15 protein-coding genes are annotated in these 17175 nt (G+C 71.7%); all 15 read right to left on the minus strand.

The window, feature by feature from the left end; translation table 11 throughout:
- Positions 1-10: 10 nt before the first annotated feature.
- The 15 genes from PIJ49_RS02980 to PIJ49_RS03050 all read right to left on the minus strand — a co-directional run bounded on the left by PIJ49_RS02980 (position 11) and on the right by PIJ49_RS03050 (position 17053).
- Complete coding sequence (locus PIJ49_RS02980) at positions 11-1468, minus strand: glutamate synthase subunit beta (RefSeq protein WP_066654496.1); 1458 nt, start codon at positions 1466-1468, stop codon at positions 11-13.
- 95 nt (positions 1469-1563) lie between these two features.
- On the minus strand, positions 1564-6171 hold the full coding sequence (gltB, locus tag PIJ49_RS02985) for a glutamate synthase large subunit (RefSeq protein WP_271825733.1): 4608 nt from the start codon (positions 6169-6171) through the stop codon (positions 1564-1566).
- A 215-nt stretch (positions 6172-6386) separates the two neighbouring features.
- Positions 6387-7382: a prolipoprotein diacylglyceryl transferase gene (lgt, locus tag PIJ49_RS02990; RefSeq protein WP_081984882.1), complete on the minus strand. Its 996-nt coding sequence runs from the start codon at positions 7380-7382 to the stop codon at positions 6387-6389.
- A 202-nt stretch (positions 7383-7584) separates the two neighbouring features.
- Positions 7585-8388, minus strand: coding sequence for a tryptophan synthase subunit alpha (trpA, locus tag PIJ49_RS02995; RefSeq protein WP_066654497.1), 804 nt, complete (start codon positions 8386-8388; stop codon positions 7585-7587).
- A complete protein-coding gene (gene trpB, locus PIJ49_RS03000) occupies positions 8385-9599 on the minus strand; it encodes a tryptophan synthase subunit beta (RefSeq protein WP_066654498.1) in 1215 nt (404 codons plus the stop codon). The genes trpA and trpB overlap by 4 nt, the downstream gene beginning before the upstream one ends.
- A 62-nt stretch (positions 9600-9661) precedes the next feature.
- Positions 9662-10462: an indole-3-glycerol phosphate synthase TrpC gene (gene trpC, locus PIJ49_RS03005; protein ID WP_251159794.1), complete on the minus strand. Its 801-nt coding sequence runs from the start codon at positions 10460-10462 to the stop codon at positions 9662-9664.
- A gap of 13 nt (positions 10463-10475) precedes the next feature.
- Complete coding sequence (locus PIJ49_RS03010; RefSeq protein ID WP_066654504.1) at positions 10476-10715, minus strand: DUF6704 family protein; 240 nt, start codon at positions 10713-10715, stop codon at positions 10476-10478.
- Positions 10712-11416 carry a Trp biosynthesis-associated membrane protein gene (locus PIJ49_RS03015; protein WP_271825735.1) on the minus strand — a complete coding sequence of 235 codons (705 nt, stop codon included), beginning with the start codon at positions 11414-11416 and terminating at the stop codon, positions 10712-10714. Before PIJ49_RS03015 ends, PIJ49_RS03010 begins: the two co-directional genes overlap by 4 nt.
- Positions 11413-12957, minus strand: coding sequence for an anthranilate synthase component I (locus PIJ49_RS03020; protein WP_066654508.1), 1545 nt, complete (start codon positions 12955-12957; stop codon positions 11413-11415). The genes PIJ49_RS03015 and PIJ49_RS03020 overlap by 4 nt, the downstream gene beginning before the upstream one ends.
- The gene (gene hisI / locus PIJ49_RS03025; RefSeq protein WP_066654510.1) at positions 12954-13403 is read right to left on the minus strand and encodes a phosphoribosyl-AMP cyclohydrolase; all 450 of its coding nucleotides are present in this window, start codon (positions 13401-13403) and stop codon (positions 12954-12956) included. Before hisI ends, PIJ49_RS03020 begins: the two co-directional genes overlap by 4 nt.
- 40 nt (positions 13404-13443) lie before the next feature.
- Positions 13444-14241 (minus strand): imidazole glycerol phosphate synthase subunit HisF, encoded by a 798-nt coding sequence (gene hisF, locus PIJ49_RS03030; protein WP_066658289.1) that lies wholly within the window; start codon positions 14239-14241, stop codon positions 13444-13446.
- A 20-nt stretch (positions 14242-14261) separates the two neighbouring features.
- The gene (gene hisG, locus PIJ49_RS03035) at positions 14262-15101 is read right to left on the minus strand and encodes an ATP phosphoribosyltransferase (RefSeq protein ID WP_066654512.1); all 840 of its coding nucleotides are present in this window, start codon (positions 15099-15101) and stop codon (positions 14262-14264) included.
- A 75-nt stretch (positions 15102-15176) separates the two neighbouring features.
- On the minus strand, positions 15177-15440 hold the full coding sequence (locus tag PIJ49_RS03040) for a phosphoribosyl-ATP diphosphatase (RefSeq protein ID WP_058726551.1): 264 nt from the start codon (positions 15438-15440) through the stop codon (positions 15177-15179).
- Positions 15441-15532: 92 nt separating this feature from the next.
- Positions 15533-16192, minus strand: coding sequence for a ribulose-phosphate 3-epimerase (rpe, locus tag PIJ49_RS03045; protein ID WP_066654514.1), 660 nt, complete (start codon positions 16190-16192; stop codon positions 15533-15535).
- Between the two features lie 9 nt (positions 16193-16201).
- Positions 16202-17053 carry an Abi family protein gene (locus PIJ49_RS03050; protein ID WP_271825741.1) on the minus strand — a complete coding sequence of 284 codons (852 nt, stop codon included), beginning with the start codon at positions 17051-17053 and terminating at the stop codon, positions 16202-16204.
- Positions 17054-17175: the final 122 nt, after the last annotated feature.

Genomic DNA, 17175 nt, shown 5'->3' on the forward strand with positions numbered 1-17175 from the left:
GTTCACGGCGTCAGACCGTGAGCGCGCGGTCGGTGGCCTTGACGGGCGCCGGCAGGATCGTCGAGCCCTCGAGGTACTCGTCGACCTTGGACGCAGCCGCGCGTCCCTCGGCGATGGCCCAGACGATGAGCGACTGGCCACGGCCGGCGTCGCCCGCCACGAACACGCCCGGCTCGTTCGTCGAGTAGTCGGCCTGGCGGGCGACCGCGCCCGACACCGTGGCGGGGAGCCCGAGCTGCGGCTCGATCGTGTCGGTCTCCGGACCGGTGAAGCCCATCGCGATGAGCACCAGGTCGGCGGGGATCTCGCGCTCGGTGCCCGCCTTCGGCACGCGCCGGCCGTCGAGGTACTCGGTCTCCGCGACCCGGAGCGCGCGGACCTCGCCGGCGGCGTTGCCGAGGAACTCGACGGTCGACGCCAGGAAGTGCCGCTCGCCGCCCTCCTCGTGGGCGCTCGTGACCTCGAACACCGTCGGGAACATCGGCCACGGCTGCTCGGACGGACGTTCGAGCGGCGGCTGCTTGCCGATCGCCAGGTTCGTCACGCTCAGGGCGCCCTGACGGTGGGCCGTGCCGATGCAGTCGGCGCCGGTGTCGCCACCGCCGATGACGACGACGTGCTTGCCCTCGGCGGTGAGCTGGTTGTCGACGGTGGTCCCCGCGTTCGCCTTGTTCTGCTGGACGAGGTAGTCCATCGCGTAGTGGACGCCCTCGAGGTCACGCCCCGGGATCGGCAGGTCGCGCGGCACCGTGGCGCCCGTCGCGACGACGACCGCGTCGTAGCGGGACTTCAGGTCGTCCCAGGTGATGTCGACGCCGATCTCCACACCGGCGCGGAAGCGGGTGCCCTCGGCCTGCATCTGGGCGAGGCGCGCGTCGATCTGGCGCTTCTCCATCTTGAAGTCCGGGATGCCGTAGCGCAGCAGGCCGCCGATGCGGTCGTCGCGCTCGTACACGGCGACCGTGTGCCCGGCGCGCGTGAGCTGCTGGGCGGCAGCGAGACCGGCGGGGCCGGACCCGACCACCGCGACGGTCTTGCCGGTCAGGCGCTCCGGCGGGTGCGGGGTGACCCAGCCGTTCTTGTACGCCTCGTCGATGATCGAGACCTCGACCTGCTTGATCGTGACCGGCGGCTGGTTGATGCCGAGCACGCAGGACGCCTCGCACGGGGCCGGGCAGAGCTTCCCGGTGAACTCCGGGAAGTTGTTGGTCGCGTGCAGACGCTCGATCGCCTGTCGACCCTCACCGCGCCAGGTCAGGTCGTTCCACTCCGGGATGAGGTTCCCGAGCGGGCAGCCCTGGTGGCAGAAGGGGACGCCGCAGTCCATGCAGCGACCGGCCTGTCGCTTCAGGGCACCGGACTCCTGCTGCTCGTAGACTTCCTTCCAGTCCATGAGGCGCACGGGCACGGGACGGCGGGGCGGGAGCTCGCGCTCCTGCACCTTGAGGAAGCCCTTCGGGTCAGCCATGGTTCGCCTCCTGCTCGGTCTGGGTCTGGACGGGGGTGTGGGTGTGGATGTCCGCGTCGGTCGGGATCGGGGTCCGCACGGCGGCCCGGGTCGTGTCAGCCACCGGTGACCTCCAGGATGCGGTTCCAGACGACGGTGCCGTCGGGGTCGAGGCCCTCGTCGACCGCCTGCTGGCGGGTCGCGAGCACGGCGGCGTAGTCCCGCGGGAGCACCTTGACGAAGTCGCCGAGGTCGCCGGAGTCGAGCAGGTCGCCGGCCACGGTCGACCCGGTCTCGGCGAGGTGCTGCCGGAGCAGGTCGGTGACGATCTCGACGTCGGCGCTGTCCAGTTCCTCGAGCCGCAGCTCACCGGTCGCCAGCGCGTCGGCGTTCACGTGTTCCCGACGGAGGCCGCGCACGTACGCGGTGCCGCCGGACATACCGGCGCCGAGGTTGCGTCCGGTCTCGCCCAGGATCAGTGCGAGCCCGCCGGTCATGTACTCGAGTGCGTGGTCGCCGACGCCCTCGACGACCGCGGTCGCGCCGGAGTTGCGGACGAGGAAGCGCTCGCCCACGATGCCGCGGATGAACATGCTGCCCTGGGTCGCGCCGTAGCCGATGACGTTGCCGGCGATGACGTTCTCCGACGGTTCGAACGCCGACTCGGTGTCCGGACGGACGACGATGGCGCCGCCGGACAGGCCCTTGCCGACGTAGTCGTTGCTGTCCCCGACCAGGCGGAGCGTGATGCCGGCCGGCAGGAACGCACCGAGGGACTGCCCGGCCGAGCCGCGCAGCGTGATGTCGATCGACCCGGCGGGCAGGCCGTGCTCGCCGTGCCGCAGCGTGACCTCGTGGCCGAGCATGGTGCCGACCGCGCGCTCCGTGTTGCGGATCGGCAGGTCGAGCGCGACGGAACCACCGTGCTCCAGCACGTCCGCCGTCTGCTGGACGAGCTGCACGTCGAAGTGCTCGTCGAGCTCGTGGTCCTGCTCACGCAGGTGGCGTCGGGGCTCGTCGCGGCCGAACTCCGGTCCGTGCAGCACCGGCGCGAGGTCGAGACCGGAGGCCTTCCAGTGCTCGACGGCACGGTCGGTGTCGAGCGCGTCGACCTGCCCGATCGCCTCGTCCAGCGTGCGGAAGCCGAGCTCGGCGAGGAGCTCGCGGACCTCCTGCGCGATGAACTCGAAGAAGTTGACGACGAACTCCGGCTTGCCCGTGAAGCGCTTCCGGAGCTCCGGGTTCTGCGTCGCGACGCCGACCGGGCACGTGTCCAGGTGGCAGACGCGCATGAGGATGCAGCCCTCGACGACGAGCGGAGCCGTCGCGAAGCCGTACTCCTCGGCGCCGAGCAGCGCCGCCACGACGACGTCACGGCCGGTCTTCATCTGCCCGTCCACCTGCACGACCACCCGGTCGCGCATGCCGTTCAGCATCAGGGTCTGCTGGGTCTCGGCGAGACCGATCTCCCACGGGGTGCCCGCGTGCTTCAGCGAGTTGAGCGGGGACGCGCCGGTGCCACCGTCGTGGCCCGACACGAGCACGACGTCGGCCAGCGCCTTCGTCACGCCCGCTGCGACCGCGCCGATGCCGGACTGGCTCACGAGCTTCACGTGGACGCGCGCGGCCGGGTTCGCCCGCTTCACGTCGAAGATCAGCTGCTTGAGGTCCTCGATCGAGTAGATGTCGTGGTGCGGCGGCGGCGAGATGAGTCCGACGCCGGCGGTCGCGTGCCGCGTTCGGGCGACCCACGGGTACACCTTCGTCGGCGGCAGCTGCCCGCCCTCGCCCGGCTTCGCGCCCTGCGCCATCTTCAGCTGGATGTCGGTCGCGTGTGTCAGGTACATGCTCGTGACGCCGAACCGACCGGAGGCGACCTGCTTGATCGCACTGCGACGCTCGGGGTCGAGCAGACGCTCGACGTCCTCGCCGCCCTCGCCCGTGTTCGAGCGCGCACCGAGGCGGTTCATCGCGATCGCGAGGGTCTCGTGGGCCTCTTGTGAGATCGACCCGTAGGACATCGCGCCGGTGTTGAACCGCTGCACGATCGACTCGATCGGCTCGACCTCGTCCAACGCGATCGGCTTCCGGACGCCGTGACGGAACCGGAACAGACCGCGGAGCGTCATGAGCTCCTCGGACTGGTCGTCGACCGCCTGCGAGTACTCGCGGAAGATGTCGTACCGGCGGGCACGGGTGGCGTGCTGGAGCCGGAACACCGTGTCCGGGTTGAACAGGTGCGGCGGACCCTCACGGCGCCACTGGTACTCGCCGCCGGTCTGCAGCCGCTCGTGCGACAGCACGGCGCCGTCCTGCGGGTACGCCTGGGCGTGCCGCTCGGCGTTCTCCTTGGCGATGACCTCGATCCCGACGCCACCGAGGATGGACGACGTCCCGGTGAAGTACCGGTCGACGAACTCCTGGCTGAGCCCGACCGCCTCGAACGCCTGGGCGCCGGCGTAGCTGGACACCGTCGAGATGCCCATCTTCGACATGATCTTGAGCACGCCCTTGCCGAGCGCCTTGATGACGTTCCGGACGGCCTGCTCCGGGGTGATCCCGGTGATCATCCCCGAGCGCACGAGGTTCTCGCAGGTCTCCATGGCCAGGTACGGGTTGATCGCCGAGGCGCCGTAGCCGATCAGGGTCGCGACGTGGTGGACCTCGCGCACGTCGCCGGCCTCGACGATGAGGCCGACCTTCATACGCTGCTCGGTGCGGATGAGGTGGTGGTGCACCGCAGCGAGCAGCAACAGGCTCGGCACGGGTGCCTGCTCGGCGTTGCCGTCACGGTCGGACAGCACGATGAACTGCTTGCCCGACTCGATCGCCTGGTCGACCTCGTCGCAGACCGCGGCGATGCGCTTCTGCATCGCCTTCTTGCCCGCGTCGACGCGGTACAGGCCCTTGATCGTCACCGTCAGGTGGCGACCGGACTCCGTCTCGAAGTGCTGGATCTTCGCGAGCTCGTCGTTGTCGATCACCGGGAAGTCGAGCACGATCTGCTTCGCGTGCTCGGGCCCGGCGCTCAGCAGGTTGCGCTCCGGCCCGAGGCCCATGCCCATCGAGGTGATGACCTGCTCGCGGATCGAGTCCAGCGGCGGGTTCGTCACCTGCGCGAACTGCTGCGTGAAGTAGTCGAACAGCAGGCGCGGGCGCTCGGAGAGCACGGCGATCGGCGTGTCCGAGCCCATCGCGCCGAGGGGCTCCGCACCCGTCTGCGCCATCGGGCGGAGGAGGATGCGGACCTCTTCCTCCGTGTAGCCGAACGCGCGCTGTCGCCGGGTCACCGACGCCGGGGTGTGGACGATGTGCTCGCGCTCCGGAAGGTCGCTCAGGTTGATGCGCCCCTCGTCGAGCCACTGCGCCCACGGCCCCGCGGTCGCCAGCTCGCGCTTGACCTCGTCGTCCTCGATGATCCGCCCGGCCTCGGTGTCCACGACGAACATCCGACCCGGACGCAGGCGGCCCTTGCGGACGACCTTGCCCGGCGGCACGTCGATGACGCCCGTCTCCGAGCCCATCACGATGAGGCCGTCGTCGGTCACCAGGAATCGCCCGGGACGCAGGCCGTTGCGGTCGAGCGTCGCGCCGACGACCGCGCCGTCGGTGAACGTGATGGCCGCAGGGCCGTCCCACGGCTCCATGAGCATCGAGTGGTACTCGTAGAACGCCCGCAGGTCGGGGTCCATCCCGACCTGGTTCTCCCAGGCCTCCGGCACCATCATCGACACCGCGTGCGGCAGGCTGCGGCCGGTCAGCGTGAGCAGCTCGAGGGTCTCGTCGAACGACGCCGAGTCGCTCGCGCCCGGGCTGACGATCGGCAGCAACGGTGCGAGGTCGCCGAGCAGCTCGCTCTCGAGCTGCGACTGGCGCGCCCGCATCCAGTTCCGGTTGCCGCGGACGGTGTTGATCTCGCCGTTGTGGGCGAGCGTCCGGAACGGTTGCGCCAGCGGCCACGACGGGAAGGTGTTCGTCGAGTAGCGCGAGTGCACGATCGCGAGCTTCGAGGCGAAGCGCTCGTCGCTGAGGTCCGGGTAGAACGGCTCGAGCTGGAGCGTCGTGACCATGCCCTTGTAGACCATGGTGCGGCTCGACAGCGACATGAAGTAGACCTCGACGCCGTGCTCCGCGCGCTTGCGCAGCCGGAAGGCCTGCCGATCGAGGGCGATGCCGCTCCAGGCGGCGCCGTGCACGTCGTGTCGGGTGGAGGCGACGAACAGCTGCTCGAACGCGGGCATCGCGGCGCGCGCGAGCGTCCCGAGGACCTCCGGCCGAACCGGGACCGCACGCCACCCGAGGACCTTCAGGCCCTCCTCGCGGGCCAGGCGCTCGACCGCACCCTTCACCGCGTGGCGCTCGTCCTCGTCGACGGGCAGGTAGGCCGTCCCGACGGCGTACTCCCCCGCGGTGGGCAGGTCGAACGGCACCTCGTCGCGCAGGAACGCGTCCGGCACCTGGCACAGGATGCCCGCGCCGTCACCGGTGCCCGCGTCGGAACCGACGGCGCCGCGGTGCTCGAGGTTCCGGAGTGCACCCAGCGCGGCGTCGACGATGTCGTGCCCCGCGGTACCGCGGAGCGTCGCGACCATCGCGAGGCCGCAGGCGTCCTTCTCGTTCGCCGGGTCGTACGCACCGGTCGCCTCGGGCACGGCCGAGAATCGTCGGTGCGCCGGCTGCAGGGAGCGCGTCGAACGGGGGGCAGGGTCTGGCTGGAGCGCCATGGGGAACCGTCCTCACGAGGGAGTGGAACAGGGACGTCGGTGGCCCGGTGGTGCGTTCCGCCCGAGCGGGCGGACCTGGTGCCCGTGCGCGTCGCCGTGGAGGGTGCGCAGACGACGCGCGAGGTGGCGGGGCCGCTCGTGGCGACCCGACCGTTCGGATGGTGCCCCGCGGCCGGCGGGTGCCGTCCGAGGAGCCGGTGCTGCCGGTCGCGGAGTTACCGCGCGCGGCCTGCTGCTGGGACCGGATCGGCGTCGTCGGCGACCGCCGGAGCGTCGTCGTCGTGTTCCGACCAGGTGTCGTCCGAGTCTACATCGGAGGACCGACGCGGCTCGCGACCCGGCAGGTACGGGCTGGGCTCGTTGCCGGTGTGCCGACGGGTCTGCACGAGGAAGATCACGATGCCGAGCAGGATCGCGGCGAAGGACATCCAGACGTTCGTGCGGATCCCGGCGAAGGTCTCGCTCGTGTCGACGCGGATGGACTCGAGGACCGAGCGACCGGTGCCGTACCAGATCAGGTAGAGCGCCATGACCTTGCCCCACTGCAGCCGGAACCGCTTGTCGAGCAGCAGGATCACGACGACGCCCACGACGTTCCAGATGATCTCGTAGAGGAAGGTCGGGTGGAACAGGGTGCCCTCGGGCAGCCCCTTCGGGAACGCCGCGTTCGACGACTCGATCTCGAGCCCCCACGGCAGGCTCGTCGGCATGCCGAAGAGCTCGTGGTTGAAGTAGTTGCCAAGGCGACCGAACGCCTGGGCGAGCAGGACGCCGGGAGCGATCGCGTCGATCAGGGTCGAGAAGCGCAGGCCCACCTGACGGCACCCGATGTACGCACCGACCGACCCGAGGATGAGCGCGCCGAAGATGGCCAGCCCGCCCTCCCAGATGTAGAGGAACGAGAGCGGGTCACGCCCCGGCCCGAAGTAGTCGCTGACGTGGCTGAACACGTGGAACAACCGACCGCCGATGATGCCGGCGGGCACCGCCCAGATCGCGATGTCGATGATGATCCAGCGCTCGACCCCGCGGGCGTTGAGCCGCCGGTTCGCGAGCACGACGGCCGCGACGATGCCCAGCAGGATGCAGATCGCGTACGCGTGGATGCGGAAGTCGAGCGGCAGCGACCACCCGAAGACGTCGCGCAGCCAGGCGGTCAGGTCGAAGTACTGCCACGCGGTGCTCGGGCTCGGGATGCTCAGGAGGGGCATGGAGGTGCTGTCGCCTTTCGGTGCTGGACGGCCGCGGTGCCGCTGGAGGGTCGGCCCCGCTCACTGTAGCGCGGGAACCGCGCCGACCAGGAACGGGGTGGGTCGACCTGTGGGAACTGGGAGCACGGTGCACGGGAGGCGCGGGGCCGGTGCGCCGGTCGACCCACCGACACCGCGCCTCCCGTCCGGACCGGTGCTCGCCTCAGCTGCGCGCGGCGCCGCTGGTCAGGTCGGCCGCGCGGTCCGCGACCCCCTGCACGCCGAGGTCGGCGAGGGCGCGCACGAAGGCGGACCCGACGATCGCCCCGTCGGCGTACTCGAGGACCTCGCGCACCTGGTCTGCCGTCGAGATGCCGAGGCCGACGCACGTGCGCTCCACACCGGCGTCGCGCAGTCGCGACACGACGGTGCGGGCGGCGGTGTCGACGCCGACGCGGGCGCCGGTGACGCCCATCGTCGACACGGCGTAGACGAAGCCGCGGCTGGAGCGGACCGCCTGCTCCATGCGGGTGTCCGTCGAGGACGGCGCCGCGAGGAAGACCCGGTCGAGCCCGGTGCGCTCGGAGGCGTCGATCCAGGCGCGACCCTCGTCCGGGATGAGGTCCGGGGTGATGAGCCCGGACGCCCCGGCCGCGACGAGGTCGTCGGCGAACCGGTCGACCCCGTACCGGAGCACCGGGTTCCAGTAGGTCATGACGAGCACGGGCACGTCGACACGGCTCGTGATCTGGTCGACGGCGTCGAAGACCTGCGCGACACGGAAGCCGTTCGCCAGGCTCTCCTCCGCGGCGCGCTGGATCACCGGACCGTCCATCACCGGGTCGGAGTACGGCAGGCCGAGCTCGATGACGTCGACGCCGTTCTCGGCGAGGGCGACCGCCGCGTCCACGCTCGTCTGCAGGTCGGGGAAGCCGGCGGGCAGGTACCCGACGACGGCTCCGGCGCGCTCGGCGTTGGCGGTGTCGATCGTCGTCGCGACCGAGGTGGAGGGACCGGGGTTCGTCACAGCTGCACCGCGTTCTCGTCGAGGATGCCGAAGTAGCGACTGGCGGACGCGACGTCCTTGTCACCACGTCCGGACAGGGACACCAGCACGACGCCGTCGGGGCCGAGCTCCTTGCCCAGCTTGATCGCCCCTGCGAGCGCGTGCGCCGACTCGATGGCCGGCAGGATGCCCTCGGTCCGGCCGAGCAGGCGGAAGGCCTCCATCGCCTCGGCGTCGGTGATCGGCGAGTACTGCGCGCGGCCGATCGAGGCCAGGTAGGCGTGCTCGGGACCGACGCTCGGGTAGTCGAGGCCCGCCGAGATGCTGTGGCTCTCGATGGTCTGGCCGTCCTCGTCCTGCATGAGGTACGACATCGTGCCCTGGAGGACACCGGTGCGCCCGAGCGAGATGCTCGCGGCGTGCCGCCCCGTCTCGATGCCGTCGCCGCCGGCCTCGAAGCCGTGCAACCGGACCGACTCGTCGTCGAGGAAGGCCTCGAAGATGCCCATCGCGTTCGAGCCGCCGCCGACGCACGCGGCGACGGCGTCCGGCAGGCGACCGATGCGGTCGAGGACCTGCTGTCGGGCCTCTTCGCCGATCACCTTGTGGAACTCGCGGACCATCTCCGGGAACGGGTGCGGCCCTGCGACGGTGCCGAGCAGGTAGTGCGTCGAGTCGACGTTCGCCACCCAGTCGCGCAGCGCGTCGTTGATGGCGTCCTTCAGCGTGCGCGACCCCGTCTCGACCGGGATCACCTCGGCGCCGAGCAGCCGCATCCGCGCCACGTTCAGTGCCTGGCGCTCGGTGTCGACGGCGCCCATGTACACGACGCAGTCCATCCCGAAGAGCGCAGCGGCGGTGGCCGTCGCGACACCGTGCTGCCCGGCTCCCGTCTCGGCGATGAGCCGGGTCTTGCCGAGCCGCTTCGCGACGAGGGCCTGACCGAGCACGTTGTTGATCTTGTGCGAACCGGTGTGGTTGAGGTCCTCGCGCTTGAGGATGATCCGGGCACCACCGGCGTGCTTCGCGAACCGCGGCGCCTCGGTGATGATCGACGGGCGGCCGGTGTACTCGCGCTGGAGCGTGTCGAGCTCCTCGCGGAACGCCGGGTCCGCCCAGGCCGCGCGGAAGGCGGTCTCGAGCTCGTCGAGCGCGAGCACGAGCGACTCGGGGACGAAGCGTCCGCCGAAGTCGCCGAAGTACGGGCCCTGCAGGTCACGGAGTGAGGTCACGGTGGGTCTCCCGGGGTGTTCGGACGCCCCGGTGTGCGGGGCGACCGGTGGGACGGTGTCGGTCAGGCGCGCGGGCGGCCGGAGCCGTCCGCCGCGGCGATGAACGACGCGAGGGTGGTGGCGGGGTCCGCGCCCGTGACGAGCGCCTCCCCCACCAGGACGACGTCGGCACCCGCTGCGCGGTAGTGGGCGACGTCGGCGGGCCCGGCGACGGCCGACTCGGCGACGCGCACGACCCCGTCGGGGATGCGGTCGGCGAGGGAGCCGAAGAGGTCGCGGTCCAGCGAGAAGTCGGTGAGGTCGCGGGCGTTGACGCCGAGGATCCGCGCGCCGGCGTCGAGGCCACGGGAGACCTCGTCACCGGAGTGGGCCTCGACGAGCACGCGCATGCCGAGCTGCTCGGCGAGCTCGTGCAGCTCCACGAGCTGTCGCTGCTCCAGCGCCGCCACGATCAGCAGCACCAGGTCGGCACCGGCCGCACGGGCCTCGAGCACCTGGTACGGGTCGGCGATGAAGTCCTTGCGGAGCACCGGCAGCGACACGCGCGCCTTCACCGCCTCGAGGTCGGCGAGGCTGCCGAGGAACTTCCGCCCCTCGGTGAGCACGCTGATCGTCGACGCTCCGCCACGCTCGTAGTCGGCGGCGAGGGCGGCCGGGTCCTCGATGGGCGCCATGGAGCCGCGCGACGGGCTCGCGCGCTTGACCTCGGCGAGGATCTTCACGCGGTCGCCGGGCGACAGGAAGTCGAGGGCGTCGAGCGGCGACGCCACCCGGTCCAGGTCGCGCTCGACGTCCGAGAGCGGACGGTCGACACGACGGGCGGCGGCGTCCTCGAGCGCGCCCGCGACGAGGGTCTCGAGCACGTTCGGCACGGGACTACTCCGCGTGGTGCTTGGCGACGTACTTCGGACCGTTGACGCCGTAGCCGGCCTTCGCCATCACGGCGCCGACGACGAGGCCGATCACCACGACGACGGCGGACGCCCAGACGCCCCACGCCAGGTCGAACCAGAAGAACAGCGTGCCTGCCGCGAAGCCGATCAGCATGATCACGACGGCGGTCCAGGCGGCGGGCGAGTGGCCTTCGCCGAGTTCTGCGGGCTCAGTGTTGCTCACGGTGCTCCTCGTTCTGCTCCGGCGCCGTCGTCCGATCGGCGCCGATCCGATCCTACCGTGTCGGTCGTGGGCGGTTCCCCCACCGCACCGTCCCCGGCGGTCGGGTCGTCACCGGCGCTGAGGTCGTCCCAGTCGCTGATCGCGTCGCGCTGGGTCGGGGCGGCCGCACGGGCGTCGGCGGCGGCCCCGGCGGTCGCCGCGGCGTACTTCCGGGTCGGCCCGGGCCACTGCCGCTGCACCACGAACACGACGATCCCGAGCACCACGGCGAGCACGCCACCCGCGATGCCGACGGCGGGCCACGCGGTGACGTCGACCCGGTCGACGACCTGGCGCACCGCGCCGGTGTCGCTGACGCCCGCGACCTCGCCCACCGCGCCCTTCGACGCCGCGACGGGGTCCGCCAGGGCGCCGATGCCGGTCGCCACGACGGCGATGCCGAGCAGCACCTCGACGGCCGCGAGCACGACGCGCAGCACACGGCCGGCGATCGTCAGCGCGAGGAACAGCGCCAGGCTCGCGATCGCGAGCGCCGTGTACTGCGGGACGACCGCGGCACCGTCCGCCACCACGCGCGGCACCACCGCGGTGCCGGCGTGCAGGTGCACCGTGAACCACGTCTGGGTCCACGACAGCATCACGATACCGGCGACCGCGAGGCCGGCGACGACGACGAGCGGGCGGGAGCGCCGGGCCGTCACGCGCGCACCTCGCGCATCCGGTTCGCGGTCGCGACCGCGCGCAGCGGGGCGGCCGCCTTGTTCACGGCCTCCTCGTGCTCGGTGCGCGGGTCGGAGTCGGCGACCAGGCCGGCACCGGCCTGCACGCGTGCGACCCCGTCCTTGATGAGCGCCGTACGGATGGCGATCGCCAGGTCGGCGTCACCGGCGAAGTCGAAGTAGCCGACCACGCCCGCGTACGCCCCGCGCTTCGCCGGTTCCAGCTCGTCGATGATCTCGAGCGCACGCGGCTTCGGTGCCCCCGACAGGGTGCCGGCCGGGAAGGTCGCGCGGAAGACGTCGATCGCCGAGGCTCCCGGTCGGACCGATCCCTCGACGCTCGACACCAGGTGCATGATGTGGCTGAAGCGCTCGACGGTCATGAACTCGGTCACCGCGACGGTCCCCGGCTCGCACACCTTCTGCAGGTCGTTCCGGGCGAGGTCGACCAGCATGAGGTGCTCGGCGCGCTCCTTCGGGTCGGCGAACAGCTCGTCACCCAGGCGGACGTCCTCGACCGGGCTCGCGCCGCGTGGGCGCGAGCCGGCGATCGGGTGGGTGATCGCCCGCCCGTCCTGCACCTTGACCAGGGCCTCGGGCGAGGCGCCGACGATCCAGAAGCGCTCGTCGGCGCTGTCCGCCAGCGCGAGGAAGTACATGTACGGGCTCGGGTTCAGTGTCCGGAGCACCCGGTAGACGTCGAGCGGGTCGGCGGTGACGTCGTGGTCGAACCGCTGCGAGACGACGACCTGGAAGACGTCACCGTCGCGGATGAAGTCCTTGGACCGCTCGACCGCGGCCATGTAGTCCTCCGGCGACGTCCGGTGGCGCGGGGTCGGCTCGGCGATCTCGAACGCCTCGGCGACCGTCGCCGCGCTCGGCTGCACCAGGTCCGCCTGCATCCGGTCGAGCCGGGACTGCGCGTCGGACCACATCGTGTCCGGGTCGTCGGTGCCGTCGTTGAGGACGCTCGCGACGAGGAGCACGAGGCCGGTGCGGTGGTCGAGCGCCGCGAGCTCGGACACGAAGGCGAGGGCCTGCCCGGGCACCTCGAAGTCGGCCGCGGGCACGTTCGGCAGGTGCTCGAGCTGCCGCACGGCCTCCCACCCGATGAACCCGACCGTGCCGCCGACCAGGGGCGGGGTGCCGGGAACGCGGGGCGTCGCCCACCGGTCGTGCAGGCGGGCGAGGACGTCGAGGGGGGCGCCGTCGAGCGAGCCGACGGCCCGCGACGCCGGGATGCCGGTGTCGATCCAGGACGCCCGGTCGCCGTCCTGGGTCAGGACGCCGAAGCTCCGGACGCCGACGAAGGACCAGCGCGACCACAGGCCGCCCTGGCCGGCGGACTCGAGCAGGAACGAACCGGGGCGACCGTCCGCCAGCTTGCGGTACACACCGACCGGCGTCTCGCTGTCGGCGTAGAGCGCGCGGACGACGGGGACGACGCGGTGGCCGTCGAGCAGGTCGTCGAAGGCCTGCCGGGAGGTCGTGCGCGGCTCCTCCGCGCGGCTCGCGCCGGTCATCGGATCGCCTCCGCGGTCGTGGTCGCCGACGTCGGGTCAGTCGCGTCCGTCCCGGCCTGCGCCGGCGCGGCCTGCACCGGCGCGGTCGCGGTCACGGGCTCGAGCGGGTCGACCTCGAAGCAGCTGTGCGCACCGGTGTGGCAGGCGGCCCCGACCTGCTGCACGGTGACGAGCAGCGTGTCGTCGTCGCAGTCGAGTGCGGCAGCCCGGACGTACTGCGCGTGCCCGGACGTGTCGCCCTTGCGCCAGTACTCCTGTCGGGAGCGCGACCAGAAGGTCACGCGGCCCTCGGTCAGGGTGCGGCGGAGGGCTTCGCGGTCCATCCAGCCGAGCATGAGGACGTCCTTCGAGGACTCCTCCTGCACGACTGCGGGGAGCAGGCCGTCCGCACCGAACCGGGCGCGGTCGAGGACCGCTTCCGTGCTGGTGCTGGTGCTGTCGGTCATGAGACTCCTAGCCTACGGCGGGGTGTCGGCGGACGGGGTGTCAGCGGACGGGCTGGCCGGCGGCGCGCAGCGCCGCCTTGACGTCCCCGATGGTCATCTCGCCCCGGTGGAAGACGCTGGCAGCGAGCACGGCGTCCGCGCCCGCCTCGACGGCCGGGGCGAAGTGCTCGAGGCGACCGGCGCCTCCCGAGCCGATGACCGGGACCGACGACACCGCACGCACCGCGGCGATGAGCTCGAGGTCGAAGCCGTGCTTCGTGCCGTCCGCGTCGATCGAGTTGACGAGCAGCTCGCCCGCGCCGCGCTCGACGCCCTCGCGTGCCCACGCGATCGCGTCGAGGTCGGACTCGGTCCGTCCGCCGTGGGTCGTGACGACGAAACCGGAGGGCATCCGGTCCGAGCGCTTGACGTCGAGCGACAGCACCACCGCCTGCGCGCCGAAGCGGTCGGCGATCTCGCTCACGAGCTCCGGCCGCGCGATCGCCGCGCTGTTGACGCCGATCTTGTCCGCGCCGCACTGCTGCAGGCGGGAGACGTCGTCGACGCTCCGGACGCCACCGCCGACGGTGAGCGGGATGAAGACCTGCTCCGCCGTGCGCGTCACCGTCTCGAACATGGTCGCGCGGTTCTCGACCGTGGCACCGACGTCGAGGAAGGTCAGCTCGTCGGCACCCTGCTCGTAGTAGCGGGCCGCGAGCTCGACCGGGTCCCCGGCGTCCTGCAGGTCGAGGAAGTTGACGCCCTTGACGACGCGACCGCCGGACACGTCGAGGCACGGGATGACCCGGACCGAGACGCCACCGGCGACACCGGCCGCGCCGCTGTCGGGTCCGGTCACGTCGGCTCGCACCGCGTCGTTCACAGGCGTGCGGCGTGGATCGGGCTGACCAGGATGGCGCGCGCACCGAGGTCGTACAGCGCGTCCATGATGAGGTTCGCGTCCTCGCGCGGGATCATCACGCGGACGGCCGACCAGTCGCGGTCGTGCAGCGGGGAGACCGTCGGCGACTCGATGCCCGACGCCACCGCGGTGGCCTGCTCCAGCAGGTCGGTCGGGATGTCGTAGTCGAGCATGACGTAGCCGCGGGCGACGAGCACGCCCTGCAGGCGGCGACGCAGGACGTCGATGCCCGGGATGCGCTCGTCGTTGGAGATGAGCAGCGCGGTCGACTCGAGGATCACCGGACCGAAGATCTCGAGCCCGGCGGCACGGAGCGTGCTGCCGGTCGAGACGACGTCGGCCACGGCGTCCGCGACACCGAGGCGCACGGCGCTCTCGACGGCGCCGTCGAGCTTCACGAGGGTCGCGGTCACCCCGTGCCGGGCGAGGAACTCGCCCACGAGTCCCGGGTAGCTCGTCGCGACGCGGACGCCGTCGAGGTCCTGCAGCTCGGTGAACCGGCCGGGCGTCCCGGCGAACCGGAAGGTCGAGTCGGCGAACCCGAGCGCGTCGACCTCGTGCGCCGCCGACCCGGAGTCGAGCAACAGGTCGCGGCCGGTGATGCCGACGTCGAGTGCGCCGGAGCCGACGTACGTCGCGATGTCGCGCGGACGGAGGAAGAAGAACTCGACACCGTTGCGCTCGTCGAGGAGGTGGAGCGCCTTCGGGTCGCGGCGACCGGCGTACCCGGCCTCCTTGAGCATCTCGGAGGCGGTCTCGGACAGCGAACCCTTGTTGGGCACGGCGATGCGGAGCATCAGGTGGTCTGCTTTCTGCTGGAGGTCGGGACGGCTGCGGGTCGCGGTGGCGCTCGGTGAGCGCGACACGCGTTCCTACAGATGTCGCCAGACGTCCGCCGGGGTGAGCCCCTTCGCGACCATGAGCACCTGGAGGTGGTAGATCAGCTGCGAGATCTCCTCCGAGGTGCGCTCGTCGCCCTCGTACTCGGCCGCCATCCAGACCTCGGCGGCCTCCTCCACGATCTTCTTGCCGATCTGGTGCACGCCGGCGTCCAGTTCGGCGACGGTGCCGGAGCCCTCGGGGCGCGTGCGCGCCTTCTCGGTCAGCTCCGCGAACAGGTCGTCGAACGTCTTCACGGGGACCAGGCTACCGTCCTGCGCGGCTGCACCGGACGCACCGTCCGGACGGGAGGCGCCGGTCGCCCCCGACGCGCCGCCCACCTGGGCGGTCACGCGCGTGCCGCCGCAGCCGCCTCGCGCAGGTCGGCGATGCGCTGCGCGGGCTCACCGCCGTAGACGGCGGATCCGGCGACGAGCGTGTCGGCGCCGCTGCGGACCGCCTCGGGCACGGTGTCGACCGCGATGCCGCCGTCGACCTCGAGCCAGACGTCGAGCCCCGAGGCGTCGACTGCGCCACGGGCGTCGGCGAGCTTCGGCATGACGGAGGGCATGAACGACTGCCCGCCGAACCCGGGCTCGACGGTCATGAGCAGGATCATGTCGTACGCGTCGAGGTGGTGGAGCACCTGCGTGATCGGGGTGCCGGGCTTCACGGCGACGGCGGCGCGGGCACCGTTCGACCGGATCGCCGCGGCGGTCGCCACCGGGTCGTCGGCGGCCTCGAGGTGGAACGTGACGCTCGAGGCACCGGTCTCGGCGTACTTCGGCGCCTGGGTGTCGGCGTCGGTGATCATGAGGTGCACGTCGAGCGGCACCGGCGAGACGTCCTGCAGGCGCTGCACGATCGGCAGGCCCAGGGTGAGGTTCGGCACGAAGTGGTTGTCCATCACGTCGACGTGCACCATGTCGGCGCTCTCGATGCGGTGCAGCTCCCGCTCGAGGTTGGCGAAGTCGGCGGACAGGATGCTCGGCGAGATGCGGATCGTCACCCGGCAACCCTACCGAGCGCCGCTGCCCGTCCAGACGGCGGTCTCCCACTCCAGCGGGGCTCCCGTGTCGGAGAACGGGACGAGCGGCACGGTCGGGAACTCGCGCAGGACACCGGTGAGCTGCGTCGCGGTCCCCAGTCCGCTCCGGACACGGAGGTACTGCACCAGGGTGAGCTGCCCGTACGTGCGGTTCATCGATGCGCGTGCGGTGTCCAACGAAGGGTCGGCGCCGACCGGGGGCAGCTTCCGTCGGATGGCGTACGCGCGGTTGAACAGGCGTCCGTGGTGGGCACATGCGTTGCGCACCACGTTGAGCGCGCGCAACCACGAGGTCAGCTGCGGTGCTCGGAGACCGAACCGTCCGCTCACCTCGGTCTGGACGCTCGGCGGCGCGAAGCCGAGCAGCCTCGAGACCGTCCCCCAGTCCATCACCTCGACCGCGGCCCACACCGGCAGGACTCCCCCGTACCCGGACCGGTGGTGCTCGACGAACTCCTCCCGGCTCCTGGCGACCTCACCGCGGTGCCGCTCCAGCCAGTTGCGGTGGCCGTCGCCGGCGCGTGCCAGCGGACCGAGCAGATCGGGACGCAGATGGGCGCTCGGGTGGAGCCGCCCGAGTGCGTGCCCCAGCGCGGCTCTCAGTGCGAGCTCGACCGGAGCGAGGGCGTCGAACACCGTCGTCCGCAGACGCTCGTCGAAACGGTGGAGCGCGAGGACGTCCTCGAGGTGGGTCCCCGGGCGGAAGCGATCACCCCGCGCACCGCCCGTGGTCTCGCGGAACGCGTACCAGTAGCCACTCAGCCGGTAGTAGTTGACGAGGCGCAGTTCGCGGACGGCGGCGTCCTCGTCGGGCACGTGCATCCCACGTCCTCGCAGGAGTGCCACCTGCTCTCGGTACGGTCGGAACGGCTTGGGTTCCACAGCGGGCCTCCCCCGGGCCGAGAACGAAGAGGACCGGCCCTGGACCTGCTCTCGCAGGCGGA

Source organism: Curtobacterium uvaldense, from assembly GCF_028307415.1.
GTDB lineage: Bacteria > Actinomycetota > Actinomycetes > Actinomycetales > Microbacteriaceae > Curtobacterium.